14 protein-coding genes are annotated in these 17,383 nt (G+C 66.6%); 2 read left to right on the top strand and 12 right to left on the bottom strand.

Annotation, left to right across the window (positions count from 1 at the left end; all coding sequences use genetic code 11):
- Nucleotides 1-164 precede the first annotated feature (164 nt).
- From AC3WL8_RS31130 to AC3WL8_RS31100, 7 genes are all read right to left on the bottom strand, one after another.
- Nucleotides 165-1,220, bottom strand: coding sequence for a branched-chain amino acid ABC transporter permease (locus tag AC3WL8_RS31130; RefSeq protein WP_013958405.1), 1,056 nt, complete (start codon nt 1,218-1,220; stop codon nt 165-167).
- Nucleotides 1,220-2,104: a branched-chain amino acid ABC transporter permease gene (locus AC3WL8_RS31125; RefSeq protein ID WP_013958406.1), complete on the bottom strand. Its 885-nt coding sequence runs from the start codon at nt 2,102-2,104 to the stop codon at nt 1,220-1,222. The genes AC3WL8_RS31130 and AC3WL8_RS31125 overlap by 1 nt, the downstream gene beginning before the upstream one ends.
- 164 nt (nt 2,105-2,268) lie before the next feature.
- Nucleotides 2,269-3,477, bottom strand: coding sequence for an ABC transporter substrate-binding protein (locus AC3WL8_RS31120; protein ID WP_211980433.1), 1,209 nt, complete (start codon nt 3,475-3,477; stop codon nt 2,269-2,271).
- Between the two features lie 74 nt (nt 3,478-3,551).
- The gene (locus tag AC3WL8_RS31115; RefSeq protein WP_211980434.1) at nt 3,552-4,277 is read right to left on the bottom strand and encodes an ABC transporter ATP-binding protein; all 726 of its coding nucleotides are present in this window, start codon (nt 4,275-4,277) and stop codon (nt 3,552-3,554) included.
- Nucleotides 4,278-4,297: 20 nt separating this feature from the next.
- Nucleotides 4,298-5,074 carry an ABC transporter ATP-binding protein gene (locus AC3WL8_RS31110; RefSeq protein ID WP_013958408.1) on the bottom strand — a complete coding sequence of 259 codons (777 nt, stop codon included), beginning with the start codon at nt 5,072-5,074 and terminating at the stop codon, nt 4,298-4,300.
- A 353-nt stretch (nt 5,075-5,427) separates the two neighbouring features.
- A complete protein-coding gene (locus tag AC3WL8_RS31105) occupies nt 5,428-7,095 on the bottom strand; it encodes a GMC family oxidoreductase (RefSeq protein ID WP_211980435.1) in 1,668 nt (555 codons plus the stop codon).
- Between the two features lie 27 nt (nt 7,096-7,122).
- On the bottom strand, nt 7,123-8,682 hold the full coding sequence (locus AC3WL8_RS31100) for a CoA-acylating methylmalonate-semialdehyde dehydrogenase (protein ID WP_249221214.1): 1,560 nt from the start codon (nt 8,680-8,682) through the stop codon (nt 7,123-7,125).
- 230 nt (nt 8,683-8,912) lie between these two features.
- On the opposite strand from AC3WL8_RS31100, the gene AC3WL8_RS31095 reads away from it, so the two are divergent.
- Complete coding sequence (locus AC3WL8_RS31095) at nt 8,913-9,800, top strand: LysR family transcriptional regulator (protein WP_211980437.1); 888 nt, start codon at nt 8,913-8,915, stop codon at nt 9,798-9,800.
- Here the strand turns inward: AC3WL8_RS31095 and AC3WL8_RS31090 are convergent.
- The 3 genes from AC3WL8_RS31090 to AC3WL8_RS31080 all read right to left on the bottom strand — a co-directional run bounded on the left by AC3WL8_RS31090 (nt 9,797) and on the right by AC3WL8_RS31080 (nt 13,733).
- The gene (locus tag AC3WL8_RS31090; protein WP_153956029.1) at nt 9,797-10,729 is read right to left on the bottom strand and encodes an alpha/beta hydrolase; all 933 of its coding nucleotides are present in this window, start codon (nt 10,727-10,729) and stop codon (nt 9,797-9,799) included. The genes AC3WL8_RS31095 and AC3WL8_RS31090 overlap by 4 nt on opposite strands.
- Nucleotides 10,730-10,839: 110 nt before the next feature.
- A complete protein-coding gene (gene cueR / locus AC3WL8_RS31085; RefSeq protein WP_013958412.1) occupies nt 10,840-11,259 on the bottom strand; it encodes a Cu(I)-responsive transcriptional regulator in 420 nt (139 codons plus the stop codon).
- A complete protein-coding gene (locus AC3WL8_RS31080) occupies nt 11,259-13,733 on the bottom strand; it encodes a heavy metal translocating P-type ATPase (RefSeq protein ID WP_305852185.1) in 2,475 nt (824 codons plus the stop codon). The genes cueR and AC3WL8_RS31080 overlap by 1 nt, the downstream gene beginning before the upstream one ends.
- 198 nt (nt 13,734-13,931) lie before the next feature.
- Between AC3WL8_RS31080 and AC3WL8_RS31075 the strand changes: the two genes are divergently transcribed.
- On the top strand, nt 13,932-14,132 hold the full coding sequence (locus AC3WL8_RS31075) for a heavy-metal-associated domain-containing protein (protein WP_211980438.1): 201 nt from the start codon (nt 13,932-13,934) through the stop codon (nt 14,130-14,132).
- Nucleotides 14,133-14,203: 71 nt separating this feature from the next.
- Here AC3WL8_RS31075 and AC3WL8_RS31070 read toward each other — a convergent pair whose 3' ends face one another.
- Both AC3WL8_RS31070 and AC3WL8_RS31065 read right to left on the bottom strand, forming a co-directional pair.
- A complete protein-coding gene (locus AC3WL8_RS31070) occupies nt 14,204-14,926 on the bottom strand; it encodes an OmpW/AlkL family protein (RefSeq protein ID WP_013958415.1) in 723 nt (240 codons plus the stop codon).
- A 270-nt stretch (nt 14,927-15,196) separates the two neighbouring features.
- Complete coding sequence (locus tag AC3WL8_RS31065; RefSeq protein WP_211980439.1) at nt 15,197-17,188, bottom strand: alkyl/aryl-sulfatase; 1,992 nt, start codon at nt 17,186-17,188, stop codon at nt 15,197-15,199.
- Nucleotides 17,189-17,383: the final 195 nt, after the last annotated feature.

Raw genomic sequence — 17,383 nt, 5'->3', positions numbered from 1 at the left:
CGCTGCTACCCGACACCGGGTGCGCGCCTGTCGTCTCCTCGCTTCCGCCTCCATTTAACCTGCGAAAACCGTATATGGAATGTAACGAAGCGGTGCATCGAGGACAAGCTAGAAAAAACCCTAGCCCCAGAATCGGGCATGTCGACCCGCGGTCACTCCTGCATTTATTCCCGCTTGCCCGAGTGGCCCCCGAAGCGCGCCAGCAGTTCGCCCATGATGCCACGGCGGAAAGTCAGCACGCAGATCACGAAGATCACACCGGTCACCATTGTCACCGACTCGCCCAGCGTGCCGAACCAGGAGATGCCGGTGACCGACGCCAGGAAGTTGCCGATATCGCCCAGCTTGTTCTCCAGCGCGACCACCACGAAGGCACCGACAATCGGGCCCGACAATGTGCCCAGGCCGCCGACCAGCGTCATCAGGATGACCGAGCCCGACATCGACCAGTGCACGTCGGTCAGCGTCTCGAAGCCCAGCACCAGCGCCTTGATCGAGCCGGCCAGCCCCGACAGCGCCGCCGACAGCACGAAGGCGGTCAGCTTGAAGCGGTCGACGTCATAGCCCAGCGAGATCGCGCGCGGCTCGTTCTCCTTGATCGCCTTCAGGATCTGCCCGAACGGCGAATGCACCGTGCGCACGATCAGCGCAAAGGCGGCCACAATGATCGCCAGCGCGACGTAGTACAGCGTCAGGTCGTCCGACAGCGGCAGCAGCCCGAACAGCTTGCCGCGCGGGATGCCCTGCAGGCCGTCCTCGCCGCCGGTGAACGGCGCCTGCAGGCAGATAAAGAACAGCATCTGCGCCAGCGCCAGCGTGATCATCGAGAAGTAGATGCCCTGCCGGCGGATGGCCAGCGAGCCCACCACGTAGCCGATCAGCGCGCCCGCACCGGTGCCCAGGATCAGGCCGATTTCCGGGGTCACGCCCCAGACCTTCATGGCATGGCCGGCGGCATAGCCAGCGCCGCCGAAAAAGGCCGCATGGCCGAACGACAGTAGTCCGGTATAGCCGATCAGCAGGTTGAAGGCGCACGCAAACAGCGCAAAGCACAGCACCTTGAGCACGAACACCGGATACGCACCGGCCAGCGGCGCGGCCACCAGTGCCAGCAGCAGCAATCCATACAACAGTTTCTTCTGCACGCCTTGTCCCTTTCCTGCGTTGCCAGCGTTGGCCGCCACCGTGGATGGCGTCGATGATGTGGAGGGTGTGCTCATCACTTCTCCTTCCCGAACAGCCCGGCCGGGCGCAGCAGCAGCACGATCACCATGATGAAGAACACCACGGTCGACGACGCTTCCGGATAGAACACCTTGGTCAGCCCCTCGACCACGCCCAGCCCCAGGCCGGTCAGGATCGAACCCATGATCGAACCCATGCCGCCGATCACCACCACCGCGAACACAATGATGATCAGGTTCTGCCCCATCAGCGGCGAGATCTGGATCACCGGCGCCGCCAGCACGCCCGCGAACGCGGCCAGCGCGACGCCGAAGCCGTAGGTCAGCGTCACCATCAGCGGCACGTTGACGCCGAAGGCCTCGACCATCTTGGGGTTCTCGGTGCCGGCGCGCAGGTAGGCGCCCAGCTTGGTCTTCTCGATCACGTACCAGGTGGCGAAGCACACCACCAGCGACGCCACCACGACCCACGCGCGGTAGTTGGGCAGAATCATGAAGCCCAGGTCGGTCGCGCCCTGCAGCGCGTCCGGCGTCGAGTACGGCAGCCCGGAGACGCCGTAGATCGAGCGGAAGATGCCCTCGACCACCAGCGTGATGCCCAGCGTCAGCAGCAGGCCGTAGATATGGTCGAGCTTGTAGATCCAGCGCAGCATGGTCTTCTCGATCACCACGCCCAGCGCGGCGACGACCAGCGGCGACAGCAGCAGCATGATCCAGTAGTTCAGCCCGGCGTACTCCATGCCCATCCAGGCCAGCACCGCGCCCAGCATGAAGAGCGCGCCGTGCGCGAAATTGATGACGTTGAGCAGGCCGAAGATAACCGCCAGGCCCAGGCTCAGCATCGCATAGAAGGCGCCGTTGACCAGCCCCAGCAAAAGCTGGGAAAGCATGGCCGGCAAGGGGATTCCGAAGATGTCCATCGCGGAGTGCCGTTGATACCGCCGTTGTATGGCGGGGATTGCTGCGGTTGGTGCCAGGTAATGCGAACGCTGCGGCGAACACCGTTGGCGAACACCGCAGCAAGGAACCGCGTCCGATGCCGGCGGCACGCAGGTGGCGCGTCGCCGGCAGATCTCACATCAGCTTATTTCTTCAGCATTGCGCACTTCGACTCGGCCACCGTGGTGAAGGCCTGGTCGCCCGGGATGGTCGCGACCACCTTCAGGTAGTCCCACGGCTTCTTCGACTCTGCTGCGGACTTCACCTGCATCAGGTACATGTCGTGGATGCCACGGCCGTCCTGGCGGATATAGCCCTTGGTGTAGAAGTCGTTGATCTTCATCTTCTTGAGTTCAGCCATGACCTTGTCCGGGTCGTCGGTCTTGGCTGCTTCCACCGCCTTCAGGTAAGTGCTGGCCGCCGAGTAGTCCGCCGCCTGCAGGCTGCTCGGCATCTTCTTCATCTTGCCAAAGAAGCGGTTGGCGAACTTGCGGGTGTCGTCGTTCATGTCCCAGTACCAGCTGTCTGTCATCAGCAGGCCTTCGGTGTTCTTTAGCCCGAGGCTGTGCACATCGTTGATGAACATCAGCAGGCCGGCGATCTTCATCGACTTGGTAATGCCGAATTCCTTGGCCGCCTTGATCGCGTTGATGGTGTCGCCGCCGGCGTTGGCCAGGCCCAGGATCTGCGCCTTGGACGACTGCGCCTGCAGCAGGAACGACGAGAAGTCCGAAGCCGACAGCGGATGGCGCACCTGGCCCGCCACCGTGCCGCCATTGGCCTTGACCACGGCCGCGGTGTCGCTTTCCAGCGAATGGCCGAAGGCGTAGTCGGCGGTCAGGAAGAACCACGACTTGCCGCCCTGCTTGACCACCGCGCTGCCGGTGCCCTTGGCCAGCGCCACCGTGTCATAAGCGTAGTGCACCGTGTACGGCGAGCACTCTTCGTTGGTCAGGCGCGCCGTGCCGGCGCCGATGTTGATGTAGACGCGCTTCTTCTCCGAGGCCACCTTGTTCATGGCCAGCGCGGTGCCGGAGTTGGTGCCGCCCAGCAGCATGTCCAGGCCCTGCTGGTCCATCCATTCGCGCGCCTTCGAAGCGGCGATGTCGGCCTTGTTCTGGTGGTCGGCCGAGACGATTTCGATGGGCTTGCCCAGCACCTTGCCGCCACGATCCTCGACCGCCATCTTGATGGCTTCCAGGCCGCCGGGGCCGTCGATGTCGGCGTACAGGCCCGACATGTCGGTGATATAGCCGATCTTCACGGTGTCACCGGACACCTGGGCAATGGCGCTGAAGGAAACCGCACCCATGGCAATGGCCGCCATCGCGGCCGCGAGCCGAGTCTTTTTCATCTCTATGTCTCCTGATTTGCGGCGGCGTGCGCGCCACCCGTTCCTGCCAAACATCAACCCATGATCCGTGCGGATCAGACCCCGAGCAGTTCGTGCAGCACCGGCATCTTGGCCTGCAGCTCATTGGCCGCGAAGCGCTCGACGATGCTGCCGTGCTCCATCACGTAGAAGCGGTCCGCCAGCGGCGCGGCGAAGCGGAAGTTCTGCTCCACCATCACCACCGTGTACCCCTTCTGCTTGAGCATCAGGATCATGCGCGCAAGCGCCTGCACGATCACCGGTGCCAATCCTTCCGAGATTTCATCGAGCAGCAGCAGGTTGGCGCCGGTGCGCAGGATGCGCCCGACCGCCAGCATCTGCTGCTCGCCGCCGGAAAGACGCGTGCCCTGGCTCTGGCGGCGCTCCTTCAGGTTCGGGAACATCTCGTAGATATCGGTCTCGCTCATGCCCTTGCTGGTGTCGGCGCCCTTCAGCACCGGCGGCAGCATCAGGTTCTCTTCGCATGAGAGGCTGGAGAAGATCGCCCGTTCTTCGGGGCAATAGCCAATGCCGTAGTGCGCAATCTTGTGCGTGGGCAGGCTGATGGTCTCGTGGCCATTGACCTTGATCGAGCCCTTGCGCGCGCCGGTCAGTCCCATGATCGCGCGCAGCGTGGTGGTGCGGCCAGCGCCGTTGCGGCCCAGCAGCGTAACCACTTCGCCGCGGTTCACGGTCAGGTCCACGCCGTGCAGGATGTGCGATTCGCCGTACCAGGCGTGCAGGTCCTTGATCTCGAGCGCGGGTGTGTTGGATGTCGTCATGTGTCGTTCCCCCGGCCGTCTCAGTGCGCGCCCTGCAGTTCCGCGTCGACGGTGCCCATGTAGGCCTCCATCACGCGCGGATCCTTCGAAACTTCCGCATACGGGCCTTCGGCCAGGATCGCGCCACGCTGCAGCACGGTGATCTTATCGGCGATCGACGAGACCACGCTCATGTTGTGCTCCACCATCAGGATGGTGCGGCCCGCCGAAACCTTCTTGATCAGCTGCGTGACGCGGTCCACGTCTTCGTGGCCCATGCCCTGTGTGGGTTCGTCGAGCAGCATCAGCTCGGGCTCCATCGCCAGCGTGGTGGCAATCTCCAGCGCGCGCTTGCGGCCGTACGGCAGATTCACCGTCAGCGTCTGCGCGAACTCGGTCAGGCCGACCTGTTCTAGCAGCTCCATGGCGCGGTCATTGAGCACGTCCAGCGAGCGCTCGCTGCGCCAGAACTGGTACGCCGTGCCGAGCTGCCGCTGCAGCCCGATGCGCACGTTCTCCATCACCGTCAGGTGCGGAAATACCGCCGAGATCTGGAACGAACGGATCACGCCGCGCCGCGCGATCTGCGCGGGCTTTTCACGGGTGATGTCGATGCCGTTGAAAAGGATGGTGCCGGTGGTCGGCTCCAGGAACTTGGTGAGCAGGTTGAAGCAAGTCGTCTTGCCGGCGCCGTTGGGGCCGATCAAGGCATGGATCGACCCGCGGCGTACCCGCAGGTTGACGTCGCTCACCGCCGTGAACCCCTTGAACTCCTTGGTGAGGTTCCGCGTTTCCAGGATGGTTTCCTGCTGGTTCATGTCTCCTGCCCGCCCTCTTGCTGAACTGCCGGGGTGATGCCCGGCACTGACAATGGTCCGAACCGGCCTTGTAGGCCCTTGCTGCCGCTTGTTCCGTCAGGCTGGCCATGGTTGCGGCCCGGCCTGCGGCTTTCTGTTTTGGTGCGGGGCGGCTCCCGCGCAGGTTGCGGCGATGGCTTCGATGTGCTGCCGACGCACCCTGTGAGGCGTCTATTGTGTGCGCCTGTTGCATCGCAAAACATCGGGGTTTGCACTATGAAACATGAACCAAGTGTCAGTTTTTTTGCGATCGCACATGAGCAGGATGGGCCACTTGATTACGGCCCCGCCCGCGACCAAGTGGCGCGCTCATGTCAGGCGCCTGCAGCGGCTGCCGCCGGCGCTGGTTGCACCAATACTTCCGCCGCGGCCAGGCCCTGCCGGCGGTCTTCGCGGATCAGGTCGCTGGCGCGCTCGGCGATCATGATGGTCGGCGAATTGGTGTTGCCCGACGTGATCAGCGGCATCACCGAGGCATCGACCACGCGCAGGCCGTCGATGCCCAGCACGCGCAGGCGATGGTCGACCACGGCCATCGGGTCGTCGGCGCGGCCCATCTTGCAGGTGCCCACCGGATGGAAGATGGTGGTGCCGATATTGCCGGCCGCTTCGGCCAGCTGTTCGTCGGTCTGGAATGCCGGACCCGGCAGCCATTCCTCGGGCTGGTACGGCGCCAGCGCCGGCGACGCCACGATACGGCGCGTGAGCCGGATGGAGTCGGCCGCGACTTTCCGATCCTCGTCGGTCGCCAGGTAATTGGGCGCGATCACCGGCGCCTGGCGGAAATCCGCGCTGCCGATATGCACGCTGCCGCGCGAGGTCGGCCGCAGGTTGCAGGCACTCGCGGTAAAGGCATTGAACGCATGCAGCGGGTCGCCGAACTTGTCCAGCGACAAGGGCTGCACGTGGTACTCCACGTTCGGCCGCGCCTGCGCCGGGTCAGAGCGCGCAAAGGCGCCCAGCTGCGACGGCGCCATGCTCATCGGACCGCTCTGGTTGAAAGCGTACTGCACGCCGATGCAGAACTTGCCCCACAGGCTCGCGGCGCGCGTGTTGAGCGTGCGCACGCCGCTGACCTTCACCACGGAGCGCAGCTGCAGGTGGTCCTGCAGGTTCTCGCCCACGCCGGGCAGCGCATGGCGCACCGGGATACCCAGCGCCTGCAGGCGCTCGGCCTGGCCGATGCCCGACAGTTCCAGCAGCTGCGGCGTATTGACCGCGCCCGCGGCCAGGATCACTTCCTGCCTGCCCACCGCAGTCTGCGGCCGGCCGCCGCCGATATAGTTCACGCCAGTGCAGCGGCGCCCGTCGAAGGTCAGCCCGCTCACCTGCGCCCCGGTGACGATGGTCAGGTTGGGACGCTCCGACGCACGCCGCAGGAAGGCCTTGGCCGTGTTCCAGCGGATGCCACGGCGCTGGTTCACTTCGAAATAGCCCACGCCGAAGTTGTCGCCGCGGTTGAAATCCTCTGTGCGCGGAATCCCCGCCTCTTCGGCGGCATCGGCAAAGCGCTCCAGGATGTCCCAGCGCAGGCGCTGGCCTTCCACGCGCCATTCGCCGCCGGCGCCATGGAATTCGCTCGGGCCGCGGTGGTGGTCCTCGCTGCGCTTGAACAGCGGCAGCACATTGTCCCAGCGCCAGCCATCGTCGCCGGTCAGCCGCGCCCACGCGTCATAATCCTCGCGCTGGCCGCGCATATAGATCATGCCGTTGATCGACGAGCAACCGCCCAGCACGCGCCCGCGCGGATAGCCCAGCGAGCGGCCGTTCAGCCCGGCCTCGGCCTCGGTGCGATAGAGCCAGTCGGTGCGCGGGTTGCCGATGCAGTACAGGTAGCCCACCGGGATATGGATCCAGTGGTAGTCGTCCTTGCCGCCGGCCTCCAGCAGCAACACGTTGACGTCCGCATCCTGCGTCAGGCGGTTCGCCAGGACACAGCCGGCTGAACCGGCCCCCACGATGATGTAGTCGAATGTCTCCATCGCTGTTCTTGTCATCATCGTCGCGGCCTATTTCGCCACCGGCATGGTGAACTCAGCGCCCTTGGCAATCGAATCCGGCCAGCGCTGCATCACGCTCTTGTAGCGCGTGTAGAAACGCACGCCCTCTTCGCCATAGGCGTGATGGTCGCCAAACAGCGATCGCTTCCAGCCACCGAATGAATGCCATGCCATCGGCACCGGAATCGGCACGTTGATGCCGACCATGCCGATCTGGATCTGCCGCGCAAACGCGCGCGCGATGCCGCCGTCGCTGGTGTAGCACGATACGCCGTTGCCGAATTCATGCGCATTGATCAGCGCCACGGCTTCGGCAAAGTCATGCACGCGCACCACCGACAACACCGGACCGAAGATCTCTTCCTTGTAGATCGTCATATCCGGCTTGACGTTGTCGAACAGCGTGCCGCCGACATAGAAGCCGTTCTCATGGCCGGGTACGGTATGACCGCGGCCATCGGTCACCAGCGTCGCACCCTCTTCCACGCCCTTGGCGATATAGCCCTCCACCTTGGCCTTGTGCGCAGCGGTTACCAGCGGACCCATTTCGGCGTCGGACTCCATGCCGTTGCGGATCTTCAGCGAGCTGGCGCGTTCGGCGAGACGCGGCACGAGCTTGTCGGCGACGTCGCCCACCGCTACAGCTACCGAGATCGCCATGCAGCGCTCGCCGGCAGAACCATACGCGGCACCGATCAGCGCATCGACCGCCTGGTCGAGATCGGCATCCGGCATCACCACCAGGTGGTTCTTGGCGCCGCCCAAGGCCTGCACGCGCTTGCCGTGCTTGGTCCCTTCCGTATAGATGTACTCGGCGATCGGCGTCGAGCCGACGAACGACAGCGCCTGGACGTCCGGATGCGCGAGCAGCGCGTCCACGGCTTCCTTGTCGCCCTGCACGACATTGAACACGCCATCGGGCAATCCCGCCTGGCGCAGCAGATCGGCAATCAGCAGGCTCGGCGACGGATCGCGCTCCGACGGCTTCAGCACGAAGGTATTGCCGCAGGCGATTGCCACCGGGAACATCCACATCGGCACCATCACCGGGAAGTTGAACGGCGTGATGCCGGCCACCACGCCCAGCGGCTGGCGCAGGTTCCAGTTGTCGATGCCGCCGCCGATGTTGTCGGTGAAATCGGTCTTGAGCAGGTTGGGGATGCCGCAGGCGAATTCCACCACCTCGATGCCGCGCGTGACTTCGCCCCTGGCGTCCGAGAACACCTTGCCGTGCTCGCGCGTGATCAGCGCCGCCAGGTCGTCGTGGTGCTGGTCGAGCAGTTCCTTGAACTTGAACAGGATGCGCGCGCGGCGCAGCGGCGGCGTGTCGGCCCAGGCCGGGAATGCGGCCTGGGCGGCAGCGACGGCATCGGCCACGTCCTGCGCGGTGCCAAGCGCCACGCGTGCTGCGACTTCGCCGGTGGCGGGGTTATAGATATCGGCCAGACGCTGCGATGCGCCGCGTGTCTGCCGGCCTGCGATGCTATGGCCGATGATGGTCTGCACCGCGCTGGCTTCTGCAAGGATGTCTTCCACTTCCGCTCCTGAATGCTGGGTCGCTGACGGCATGCGGCTTGCCCGATCTTTGCGTCTGGTGAAGACACTGGCGCGAACATCCGCCAGCATCGCACTGGCATCGCTGCCGCGCGGCACAAGGCGTGCCGGGCCGTATTGAGCGCAAGCTTGGTGCAGTTGCGCGGCCCCGTCCAATGATTTATCGTCAATCGCAATATAAGCTCCGCAAAATATTGCGCCGCACCACGCCACGCTCCGGCGCCACCTTTCGCCCCGACACCGCCTTGGACCTCCACCACCTGCGCGCCTTCGTTGCCGTCGCGCGCGAGGGCAACCTGACCCGCGCCGCGCAGCGGCTGCACCTGACGCAGCCCGCAGTGAGCCTGCAGTTGAAGGCGCTGCAATCGGCGTGGCGCATCCGGCTGTTCGAGCGCACTGCCGCGGGCCTGACGCTGACCGCCGACGGCGCCGCATTGCTGCCGCTGGCCGAGCGCATCCTCGATGGCGTAGGCGACCTGCAGCACACCGTCAGCGCGATGCATCACACCGTGCGCGGCCGGCTGGCGATCGGCACCATCCTCGATCCGGAATTCACGCGGCTGGGCCCGATGCTGCGCACGCTGGTGGAACGCCATCCGCAGATCGGCACCGAACTGCGCCACGGCATGTCGGGCTGGGTGCTGCAACAGGTACGCAGCGGCGCGCTCGACGTGGGCTTCTACCTGGGCCAGCCGCCCGACGCCGGCTTCCATGCGCTGACGCTGACGCCCTTCTCTTACTATGTGGTGGCGCCCAAGGGCTGGAAAGAGCGCACCGCGCTGCGCTCATGGGCGCAGCTGGCAACGCTGCCATGGATCTGGACGCCACCGGAATCGGCGCACAACCGGCTCTTGTCGGCGCGCTTTGCGCAGGCCGGCGTCGATCCGGCCAGCGTGCCCAAGGTGGCGCATGTCGACCAGGAGGCGTCGATGCTTGACCTGGTGCGCTCCGGCGTGGGGCTGTCACTGGTGCGCGACGCGATCGCGCTGCGCGAATCGCATGCGCACGGGCTGGTGATCGTGGAAGGGGTCTCGGTGCAGACCGAGCTGACGCTGGTATGCCTGGCCACGCGCCGCGACGACCCGGTGGTCGCGGCAGTGTTCGGCGTGGCCGAGTCGGTGTTCCGGACCTAGCTTCCGTGCTGCTGCAGGTGGCGCTGCAGCCAGCCGGTCAGCGCCGCGAACACTTCGCCGCGCAGCGGCTGCGCTTCATTGAAGATCTCGTGGTAGCCATGCTCGAACCAGACCTGTTCGCGCAACGCCGGCGGCGCGTTGTCGAAGAAGCGGCGGCTGCCGGCCGGGTCCACCACGCGGTCGGCGCCGCCGACCAGCATCAGCGTGGGGGCCTCCAGCAGCGCGGCATCGGCCTGGGCCTGCGCCATGCCGCGGATAAAGCTCTCCAGTACGCTGGCGGTGATGGTCGTCTGCACCAGCGGATCCGAGCGGTAGGCGGCCACCACGGCGGGGTCGTGCGACAAGAGCCGCGCATCGATCGGATTGGGCACGCGCAGCCGCGGTGCCAGCGCCAGCAGCACGCGGTGCAGCGCCAGCATCGGTCCCGACAGCCGCAGCGCCAGCGCGGGCGAGGACAGCACCAGCGCGCGTACCGGGCGCACGCGCGCGGTGGCAAAGCGTGCCGCAATCAGCCCGCCCATGCTGTGGCCAAGCAGGATCGGCAACTCGTGCCAGCCAGGCACCGCGGCATCGTAGATCTCGGCGAGGTCGTCCAGGTAGGCATCCTGATGGTCCGCCACCATGCGCGCGCCGCCGCTGGCACCATGGCCGCGCAGGTCGTGCGCACGCACGCGCAGGCCCAGCCCGCACAGCACATCGGCCACATGCTGGTAGCGTCCGGCATGCTCGGCAAGCCCATGCACCAGCAGCACCGAGCCGAGCGGCTCGGCAAAGCGCGCCGGATCGGGCTGCCAGGTGCGCAGCAGCAGCTCGGTGCCGTCGCGCATGCGCTGGCGGCTCTGCACCGGCGCATGCGTGCCGGCGGGGGTATCGGCAGGCATGCCGGCAACACCGGCAATAGCAGGATCGTCCGTCATCGGTTGTTCCATTCGCGCAAGTCTCCTCCCGGCACGGAGCGCCAGCAAAGCGCTTGCGCCGGCTGTCATTATTCTTTGTATTGCTGCCTGCTGCCTGCTTTGCCTTGCACTGTCTGTCCCGCTCAACTGTGGCAGGCAAGCCTGCCCTGCGCTTCCGGCTGCGCCATATCGGCCAGGATCGGGCAATCCGGCCGGTCATCGCCGCTGCAGTGCTGCGCCAGCTCGCGCAGCGTGTCGCGCATGGCGGCCAGTTCGGCGATGCGCAGCTCCAGGTCGGCCACATGCCGCAGCGTCAGTGCCTTGACGTCGGCGCTGGCGCGGCCGCGGTCATGCCATAGCGACAGCAGGTTGCGGATCTCGTCGAGCGAGAATCCCAGATTACGGGCGCGCCGCACGAAGCGCAAGGTATGCACCGCGCGTTCGTCATAGCGGCGGTAGCCGCCCTCGGTGCGCGGCGGTGCCGCCACCAGCCCGATCGATTCATAGTGCCGGATCATCTTGGCCGACACGCCCGACGCCTGCGCCGCTTCGCCGATATTCATCACTCGCCTCCCTGTGCCGTGGCGGCCCCGGCCTGCGGACGCCAGCGGCGCAGCAGCAGCGCATTGCTGACCACGCTGACACTGGAGAACGCCATCGCCGCACCCGCCACCACCGGGTTCAGCAACCCGGCCGCGGCCAGCGGAATGCCCACCACGTTGTAGAAAAAAGCCCAGAACAGGTTCTGCCGGATCTTGCGCACGGTGCGGTGCGAGACCGCCAGCGCATCGGCCACCAGCGCCGGGTCGCCGCGCATCAGCGTGATGCCGGCGGCGTGCATGGCCACGTCGGTGCCGGTCGACATGGCAATGCCCACGTCCGCCGCCGCCAGCGCCGGCGCATCGTTGATGCCGTCGCCCACCATCGCCACCACCGCGCCATCGCGCCCCAGGGCCTGCACGCGGGCAGCCTTGTCTTCGGGCAGCACCTCAGCCTGCACATCGTCCAGCCCCAGCGCCTGCGCCACGCGCGCCGCCGCGCCGGCGTTGTCGCCGGTCAGCATCACGGTGCGCACGCCGGCCGCGCGCAGCCGTGCGATCGCCGCCGGCGCGCCCGGCTTGATGGCATCGCCGAACGCGACCAGCCCGGCCACGCGCGGCGGCGTGGTCTCGACCAGCCACGACACGGTGCGGCCGTCCGCGCGCAACTGGTCCGCCAGCGTTGCCAGCGTGCCTGCCGCTGCGCCCAGCATTTCACGCAGGCGCTCGCTGCCCAGCTGCAGCGCATGGCCGTCCACCACGCCGGCAATGCCGCGGCCCGGCAGGGCCTGCACCTCGGTGGCCTGCGGCACGGCAATGCCGCGCGCCTGCGCGGCGGCCAGCACGGCGCGGGCCAGCGGATGCTCGCTGCCTGCCTGCAGCGCGGCCAGCCGTGCCAGCAGTGCGCTAGCATCGGCATCGGCGGGATCGGCCGCATGCAGCGCCACCACTTCCGGCTTGCCGACCGTGAGCGTGCCGGTCTTGTCGAATGCCACCACGCTGACGCGGTGCGCCACCTCCAGCGCCTCGGCGTCCTTGATCAGGATGCCGGCGCGTGCGCCGGCGCCGGTACCGGCCATGATCGCCGTGGGCGTGGCCAGGCCCAGCGCGCACGGGCAGGCGATCACCAGCACCGCCACGGCGTTGAGCAATGCGGTTTCCCAGTCGCCGGCAAAGAGGCCCCAGCCCAGCACCGTCACCAGTGCAATGCCCAGCACCACCGGCACGAACACCGCGCTGACCTGGTCGACCATGCGCTGGATCGGCGCCTTGGCCGCCTGTGCGTGCTCGACCATGCGGATGATGCGTGCCAGCACGGTCTCGGCGCCTACCGCCTCGGTGCGCGCAACCAGCAGCCCTTCGAAATTGATGGCACCGCCGGTGATGCGGTCGCCGGGCTTCTTCGGCACCGGCACGCTTTCACCGGTCAGCATCGATTCGTCCGCGTGGCTGCTGCCTTCGATCACGTCGGCGTCCACCGGGATGCGCTCGCCGGGGCGCACTACCACCTCATCGCCCACGCGCACTGCCGCCAGCGGCACGCTCTGCTCCACGCCGCCGCGGCGCACGCGGGCGGTATCGGGACGCAGCGCCGCGAGCGCGCGGATGGCATCGGCGGTCTGGCGCTTGGCGCGTGTCTCCAGCCACTTGCCCAGGCGCACCAGGGTGATCACCACTGCCGCGCTTTCGAAGTACAGGTGCGGCATGGCGTCGGCCGGCGTGCGCCACATCAGCCACAGCGACAGCCCATAGGCCGCCGTCGTGCCCAGCGCCACCAGCAGGTCCATATTGCCGGCGCCGGCGCGCACCGCCTTCCAGCCAGCCTTGTAAAAGCGCCAGCCGAACACGAACTGCACCGGGGTGGCCAGCAGCCACTGCACCCATGCCGGCAGCATCCAGTGCACGCCAAACCATTCCAGCACCATGGGCGCCACCAGCGGCAGCGACAGCGCCGCCGAGAACGCCACCGGCCAGGGGCCGTCCCAGAAGGCAGTGCCCTGCCCGGCCTGCGGCGCCTGCGATGCGGCATCGGCCACCGGCGTCGCGCCATAGCCGGCGCGCGCTACCGCGGCCACCAGCGCCGCGGCATCCACCGCGCCGCGCAGCAGGGTGACGCTGGCGCGCTCGGTTGCCAGGTTGACTTGTGCGTCCATCACGCCCGGCACGGCGCGCAGCGCCTTTTCGACCCGGGTCACGCACGAGGCGCAGGTCATGTCGGCAATATTCAGTTCGATGGTGTCCTGCGGCACCGTGTAGCCGGCATCGGCCACGGCACGGGCGGCGGCCGGCAGCACCACGCCCGAGTCGGCGCGCAGCGTCGCGGCTTCCGTGGCCAGGTTGACGGCCACGTCGCGCACGCCCGGCACACGCGCCAATGCGTTCTCCACGCGGCGCACGCACGAGGCGCAGGTCATGCCGTCGACCGGCAGCCGCCATTCGGGCATTTCGTCGGCCGGCCGGACAGGTTGTGAAGCGAGCACAGCGCTGGAATTTGGCATGGTTCTGAGTCATCCACAGTGTCGATGTCAGCATCATGGACCTTACCATCATTGGAAGGTCAAGGACGAATGCGCAGGGTGTTACCGTCACATTGGCGCCAACAAATTCCTCTTGCGCTTCCCACCATGGGAAGGTTCAAACTATGTCTTGTCGCGGCACCCTGCCGCCTTTTCCATCCTGTCCAGGAGAGTCCCATCATGATCCAGTTCCAGGTCGAAGGCATGTCATGCAACCACTGCGTCGGCGCCATCACGCGTGCCGTGCAGGCGATCGACCCGGCCGCGCGTGTCAGCGCGGATGTGCCCGCCCAGGCCGTGCGCGTCGAGAGCGGTGCCGACGCCGAGGCCCTGCGCGATGCCATCGAAGAGGCTGGCTATCCGGTCAAGTCGGTGGCATAAGCTGGCCACTGCAGCCGCGCCAATAAGAAAGGGCACCCCCGGGTGCCCTTTCTGCTGTCAGTGTGCCGCGCTCAGAAGCGGTAGCCCACGTTCAGGAACGTCACCACCGGATCGATCTTGATCTTGGTGTGCGACTGGATCGTCACCGGCCCCGCCTGGGTGGTGAAGGACGCGCGGGTCGACAGCGGCACGTACGATACCGACAGGCCGACAAACCAGTTGTCGTTGATGGCGTAGTTGGCGCCAATGTTGAACACCGGGTTCCACGACGCCTTGGCGCTGGCGGTCATGCGCGCACCCGGCGCGAACTCGCGGTTCACGAAGTTCTGGTTGCTGATGGTCTCGTCGGTGAACCACGTGTAGTTCACGCCGATGCCGACATAGGGACGGAACTTGGTCTTGGCATCGAAGAAGTGGTACTTGACCAGCACCGCCGGGCTCCACTGCTTGACCGAACCGAGCTTGCCATACTGCGCATAGTTGCCGGTGCCCTTGACGTCGTGCTTGGGCGGAATGCCCGCGATGATTTCGCCGGAGATGTTGTCGGTGAAGTAGTGCGAGAAGGCCAGTCCCAGCGTGTCGGCGGACTCGATCTCCGCGCCGGTGTTCGGCCGGGTCATGCCGACCGGGCGGCCGTTGATGCTGTCGACGGTCAGCGGGTCGGCGGAGCTGTTCGGCATCACGCGGAACCAGCCCAGGCTGACGATATTGCTGCCGGCCGATTGCGCGTGTGCGGCTCCGGCCAGCGCCATGACAGCGCCTGCCGCCAGCATCTTCTTATAGGTGAATTTCATAGTCCTCTTACTCCTCATTCGGTTACTGCCGTGTGCATTATCCGGCCAGCCGGCGCACGACTGTTTCACCGATGACACTGATTCGTAGAGGACGCCCCCTAAAGGGAGGGTTAACCACTAAAAAATCCCGACGGAAATGGCTCACAAGCCGTTTGCCGCAGCATCGGCGCAACGGTTTATGTTCACGCGCCGGAAGAAACCCTCGAATAAGCGAGGTTTTATGGGGCTGGCGCGCAACAGAAGCTGCCTGCCAGCCCCATCCCGATGCCGTCAGGGCGTCACAATGCTGAAGTTCGGCTCGGACTTGTCCATCAGCACCGTCCACGCCGCCAGCGCCTGCGGGTCGCCGTCCACGCGGGCGCGGCCCGCCTGAGTCTCGGTCTGCAGCGTGGTCTGGCCGGCCAGCACCCCCATCAGCACGGCGCGCGGCATGGTCAGCGTGGCCTGCGGGGACGCGTGCTGCGCGTCGGGCTTGTAGCGGAACACGCCGTTCTCCACCGTCAGCGCAAAGCGCTTGCCGGTGTCCGGCTGTACCCAGTTCAGCGCCAGCGTCTTGCCCGCAGCGCGGTCGCCGTTCAGGCTGATCGCCAGGAAATCCAGGAACATGGTGTCGGTCATGGCGCGCAGCACGTCCGGGCTGCCGGCGCGGCGGCCGGCCGGGGGCGGGCCACTGCGCAGTTCGGCGGCACCGGTCAGGTAGGCATTGCGCCAGGTCGAGGATTCGGCCTGGTAGCCGAGTTGCTCCAGCGCGTCGGCTTCCAGCTGGCGGGCAGCCTGGTTGGACGGATCGGCAAAGACCACGTGCTTGACCACCTCGGCCACCCAGCGGTATTCGCCACGCGCGTACGCCGCGCGCGCCTGCTCCAGCACGCGGGGCGCGCCGCCCATGAATTCGACGTAGCGCTTGCCAGCCTCTTCCGGCGGCAGCGGGTTCAGGTTGGCAGGGTTGGCGTCATACCAGCCGAGGTAGCGCTGGTACACCGCCTTGGCGTTGTGGCTGACGGTGCCGTAGTAGTCACGCAGATGCCATTCGGCCGCCAGCGACGGTGGCAGCTTCACGCGTTCGGCGATCTCGGCCGGCACGTAGCCCATGTTGGCCAGCCGCAGCGACTGGTCGTGGATGTACTTGTAGCCGTCGCGCTGCTTGCCCAGGTAGGTGACGATGTCCTGGCGGCCCCAGGTAGGCCAGTGGTGCTGGGCGAACAGGACCTCGGCGCGGCCGCCGAAGCGGTCGATGGTCTCGTCCAGCGCGCGCCACCACTGGTTGGCGTCGCGCACCTGGGCGCCGCGGATGGTGTACAGGTTGTGCAGGTTGTGGGTGGCGTCCTCGGCGGCGCACAGTGCCTTCCACTGCGGGAAGTACATCAGCATCTCGGCCGGGGCCTCGGTGCCCGGCGCCATCAGGAATTCGATCTGCACGCCGTCGATGGTGCGCGTGTCACCGGTCTTGTGGATCAGGTCCGTCGGCGGGATCAGCGTCACCGTGCCGTGCGCCACCCCCTTGCCCAGCCCCGCATCCACCTGCCCGGTGGCCGAGCGCGGCAGGTTGAAGCCATACATGTACTGCGCGCGGCGGCTCATGGCGTTGCCGGCGAAGACGTTCTCGCTGACAGCCTCTTCCATGAAGCCTTCCGGGGCCACCACCTTGACCCGCCCGGCCTTGACGTCGTCTTCGCTGACGACACCCTTGACCCCGCCGAAGTGGTCGCCGTGGCTGTGCGTATAGATCACCGCGACCACGGGCTTCCTGGGCCGGTGCTTGAAGTACAGGTCGAGCCCGGCGCGAGAGGTCTCCATCGCGGTCAGCGGATCGATCACGATCAGGCCGGTATCGCCCTCGATGATCGTCATGTTGGCAATATCGAAGCCACGGATCTGGTAGATCCGATCCGTCACCTGGAACAGCCCGTTGTGCATGTTCAGCTGCGCCTGGCGCCACAGGCTGGGGTTCACGGTGGCCGGCGCCCGGTCTTGCTTGAGGAAGCCGTACGGATCCAGCGCCCACACCACATTGCCTTTGGCGTCGCGGATCTCGGTGTTGTCCAGCGTGCCGATAAAACCACGGCGCGCGGCCTCGAAGTCACGCCGGTCCTGGAACGGCAGTTGCTGCAGCACGGCCGCATTGGCACGCGCGGTAGCATCGGTGGCGGGATTGCCCGCGGTGGCCGGGGCAGGTGCGGCGCCGGCGGTGCCGGCAAAGCTCATGGCGGCTGCAGCCAGCGCGGCGGCGGCGGCTGCGGCAATGGCAGTCGGGTACGACATCCTGGTCTCCTGGAAATCCTGGGCCGGATGTCCGTATCCGGCCTGCAATGCTTCTGTAATTGTGCTGAACGTTCAGTACAATACTGGAGTTTGCTGGCAGACCCCGGCCGCTTTGACATCCTCCCCGTCCTCAGCCTTCGGCTGCCGCCTTACGGCGGAAAGGACGAGGATTCCTACGGCGCTACGTGATGCTCT

The sequence above is a fragment of the Cupriavidus sp. FW305-F7 genome (assembly GCF_058782875.1).
Note: the sequence above shows the minus strand (reverse complement) of the source record. Positions and strands in the feature narration are given on the sequence as shown.

What these genes read in the sequence shown, in the direction of transcription:
- AC3WL8_RS31120 (WP_211980433.1), bottom strand. Translation starts at nt 3,477, where the DNA reads ATGAAAAAGACTCGGCTCGCGGCCGCGATGGCGGCCATTGCCATGGGT.
- AC3WL8_RS31070 (WP_013958415.1), bottom strand. Translation starts at nt 14,926, where the DNA reads ATGAAATTCACCTATAAGAAGATGCTGGCGGCAGGCGCTGTCATGGCG.
- AC3WL8_RS31125 (WP_013958406.1), bottom strand. Translation starts at nt 2,104, where the DNA reads ATGGACATCTTCGGAATCCCCTTGCCGGCCATGCTTTCCCAGCTTTTG.
- AC3WL8_RS31075 (WP_211980438.1), top strand. Translation starts at nt 13,932, where the DNA reads ATGATCCAGTTCCAGGTCGAAGGCATGTCATGCAACCACTGCGTCGGC.
- AC3WL8_RS31110 (WP_013958408.1), bottom strand. Translation starts at nt 5,074, where the DNA reads ATGAACCAGCAGGAAACCATCCTGGAAACGCGGAACCTCACCAAGGAG.
- AC3WL8_RS31130 (WP_013958405.1), bottom strand. Translation starts at nt 1,220, where the DNA reads ATGAGCACACCCTCCACATCATCGACGCCATCCACGGTGGCGGCCAAC.
- AC3WL8_RS31100 (WP_249221214.1), bottom strand. Translation starts at nt 8,682, where the DNA reads ATGCCGTCAGCGACCCAGCATTCAGGAGCGGAAGTGGAAGACATCCTT.
- AC3WL8_RS31115 (WP_211980434.1), bottom strand. Translation starts at nt 4,277, where the DNA reads ATGACGACATCCAACACACCCGCGCTCGAGATCAAGGACCTGCACGCC.
- AC3WL8_RS31065 (WP_211980439.1), bottom strand. Translation starts at nt 17,188, where the DNA reads ATGTCGTACCCGACTGCCATTGCCGCAGCCGCCGCCGCCGCGCTGGCT.
- AC3WL8_RS31080 (WP_305852185.1), bottom strand. Translation starts at nt 13,733, where the DNA reads ATGCCAAATTCCAGCGCTGTGCTCGCTTCACAACCTGTCCGGCCGGCC.
- AC3WL8_RS31105 (WP_211980435.1), bottom strand. Translation starts at nt 7,095, where the DNA reads ATGGAGACATTCGACTACATCATCGTGGGGGCCGGTTCAGCCGGCTGT.
- cueR (WP_013958412.1), bottom strand. Translation starts at nt 11,259, where the DNA reads ATGAATATCGGCGAAGCGGCGCAGGCGTCGGGCGTGTCGGCCAAGATG.
- AC3WL8_RS31090 (WP_153956029.1), bottom strand. Translation starts at nt 10,729, where the DNA reads ATGGAACAACCGATGACGGACGATCCTGCTATTGCCGGTGTTGCCGGC.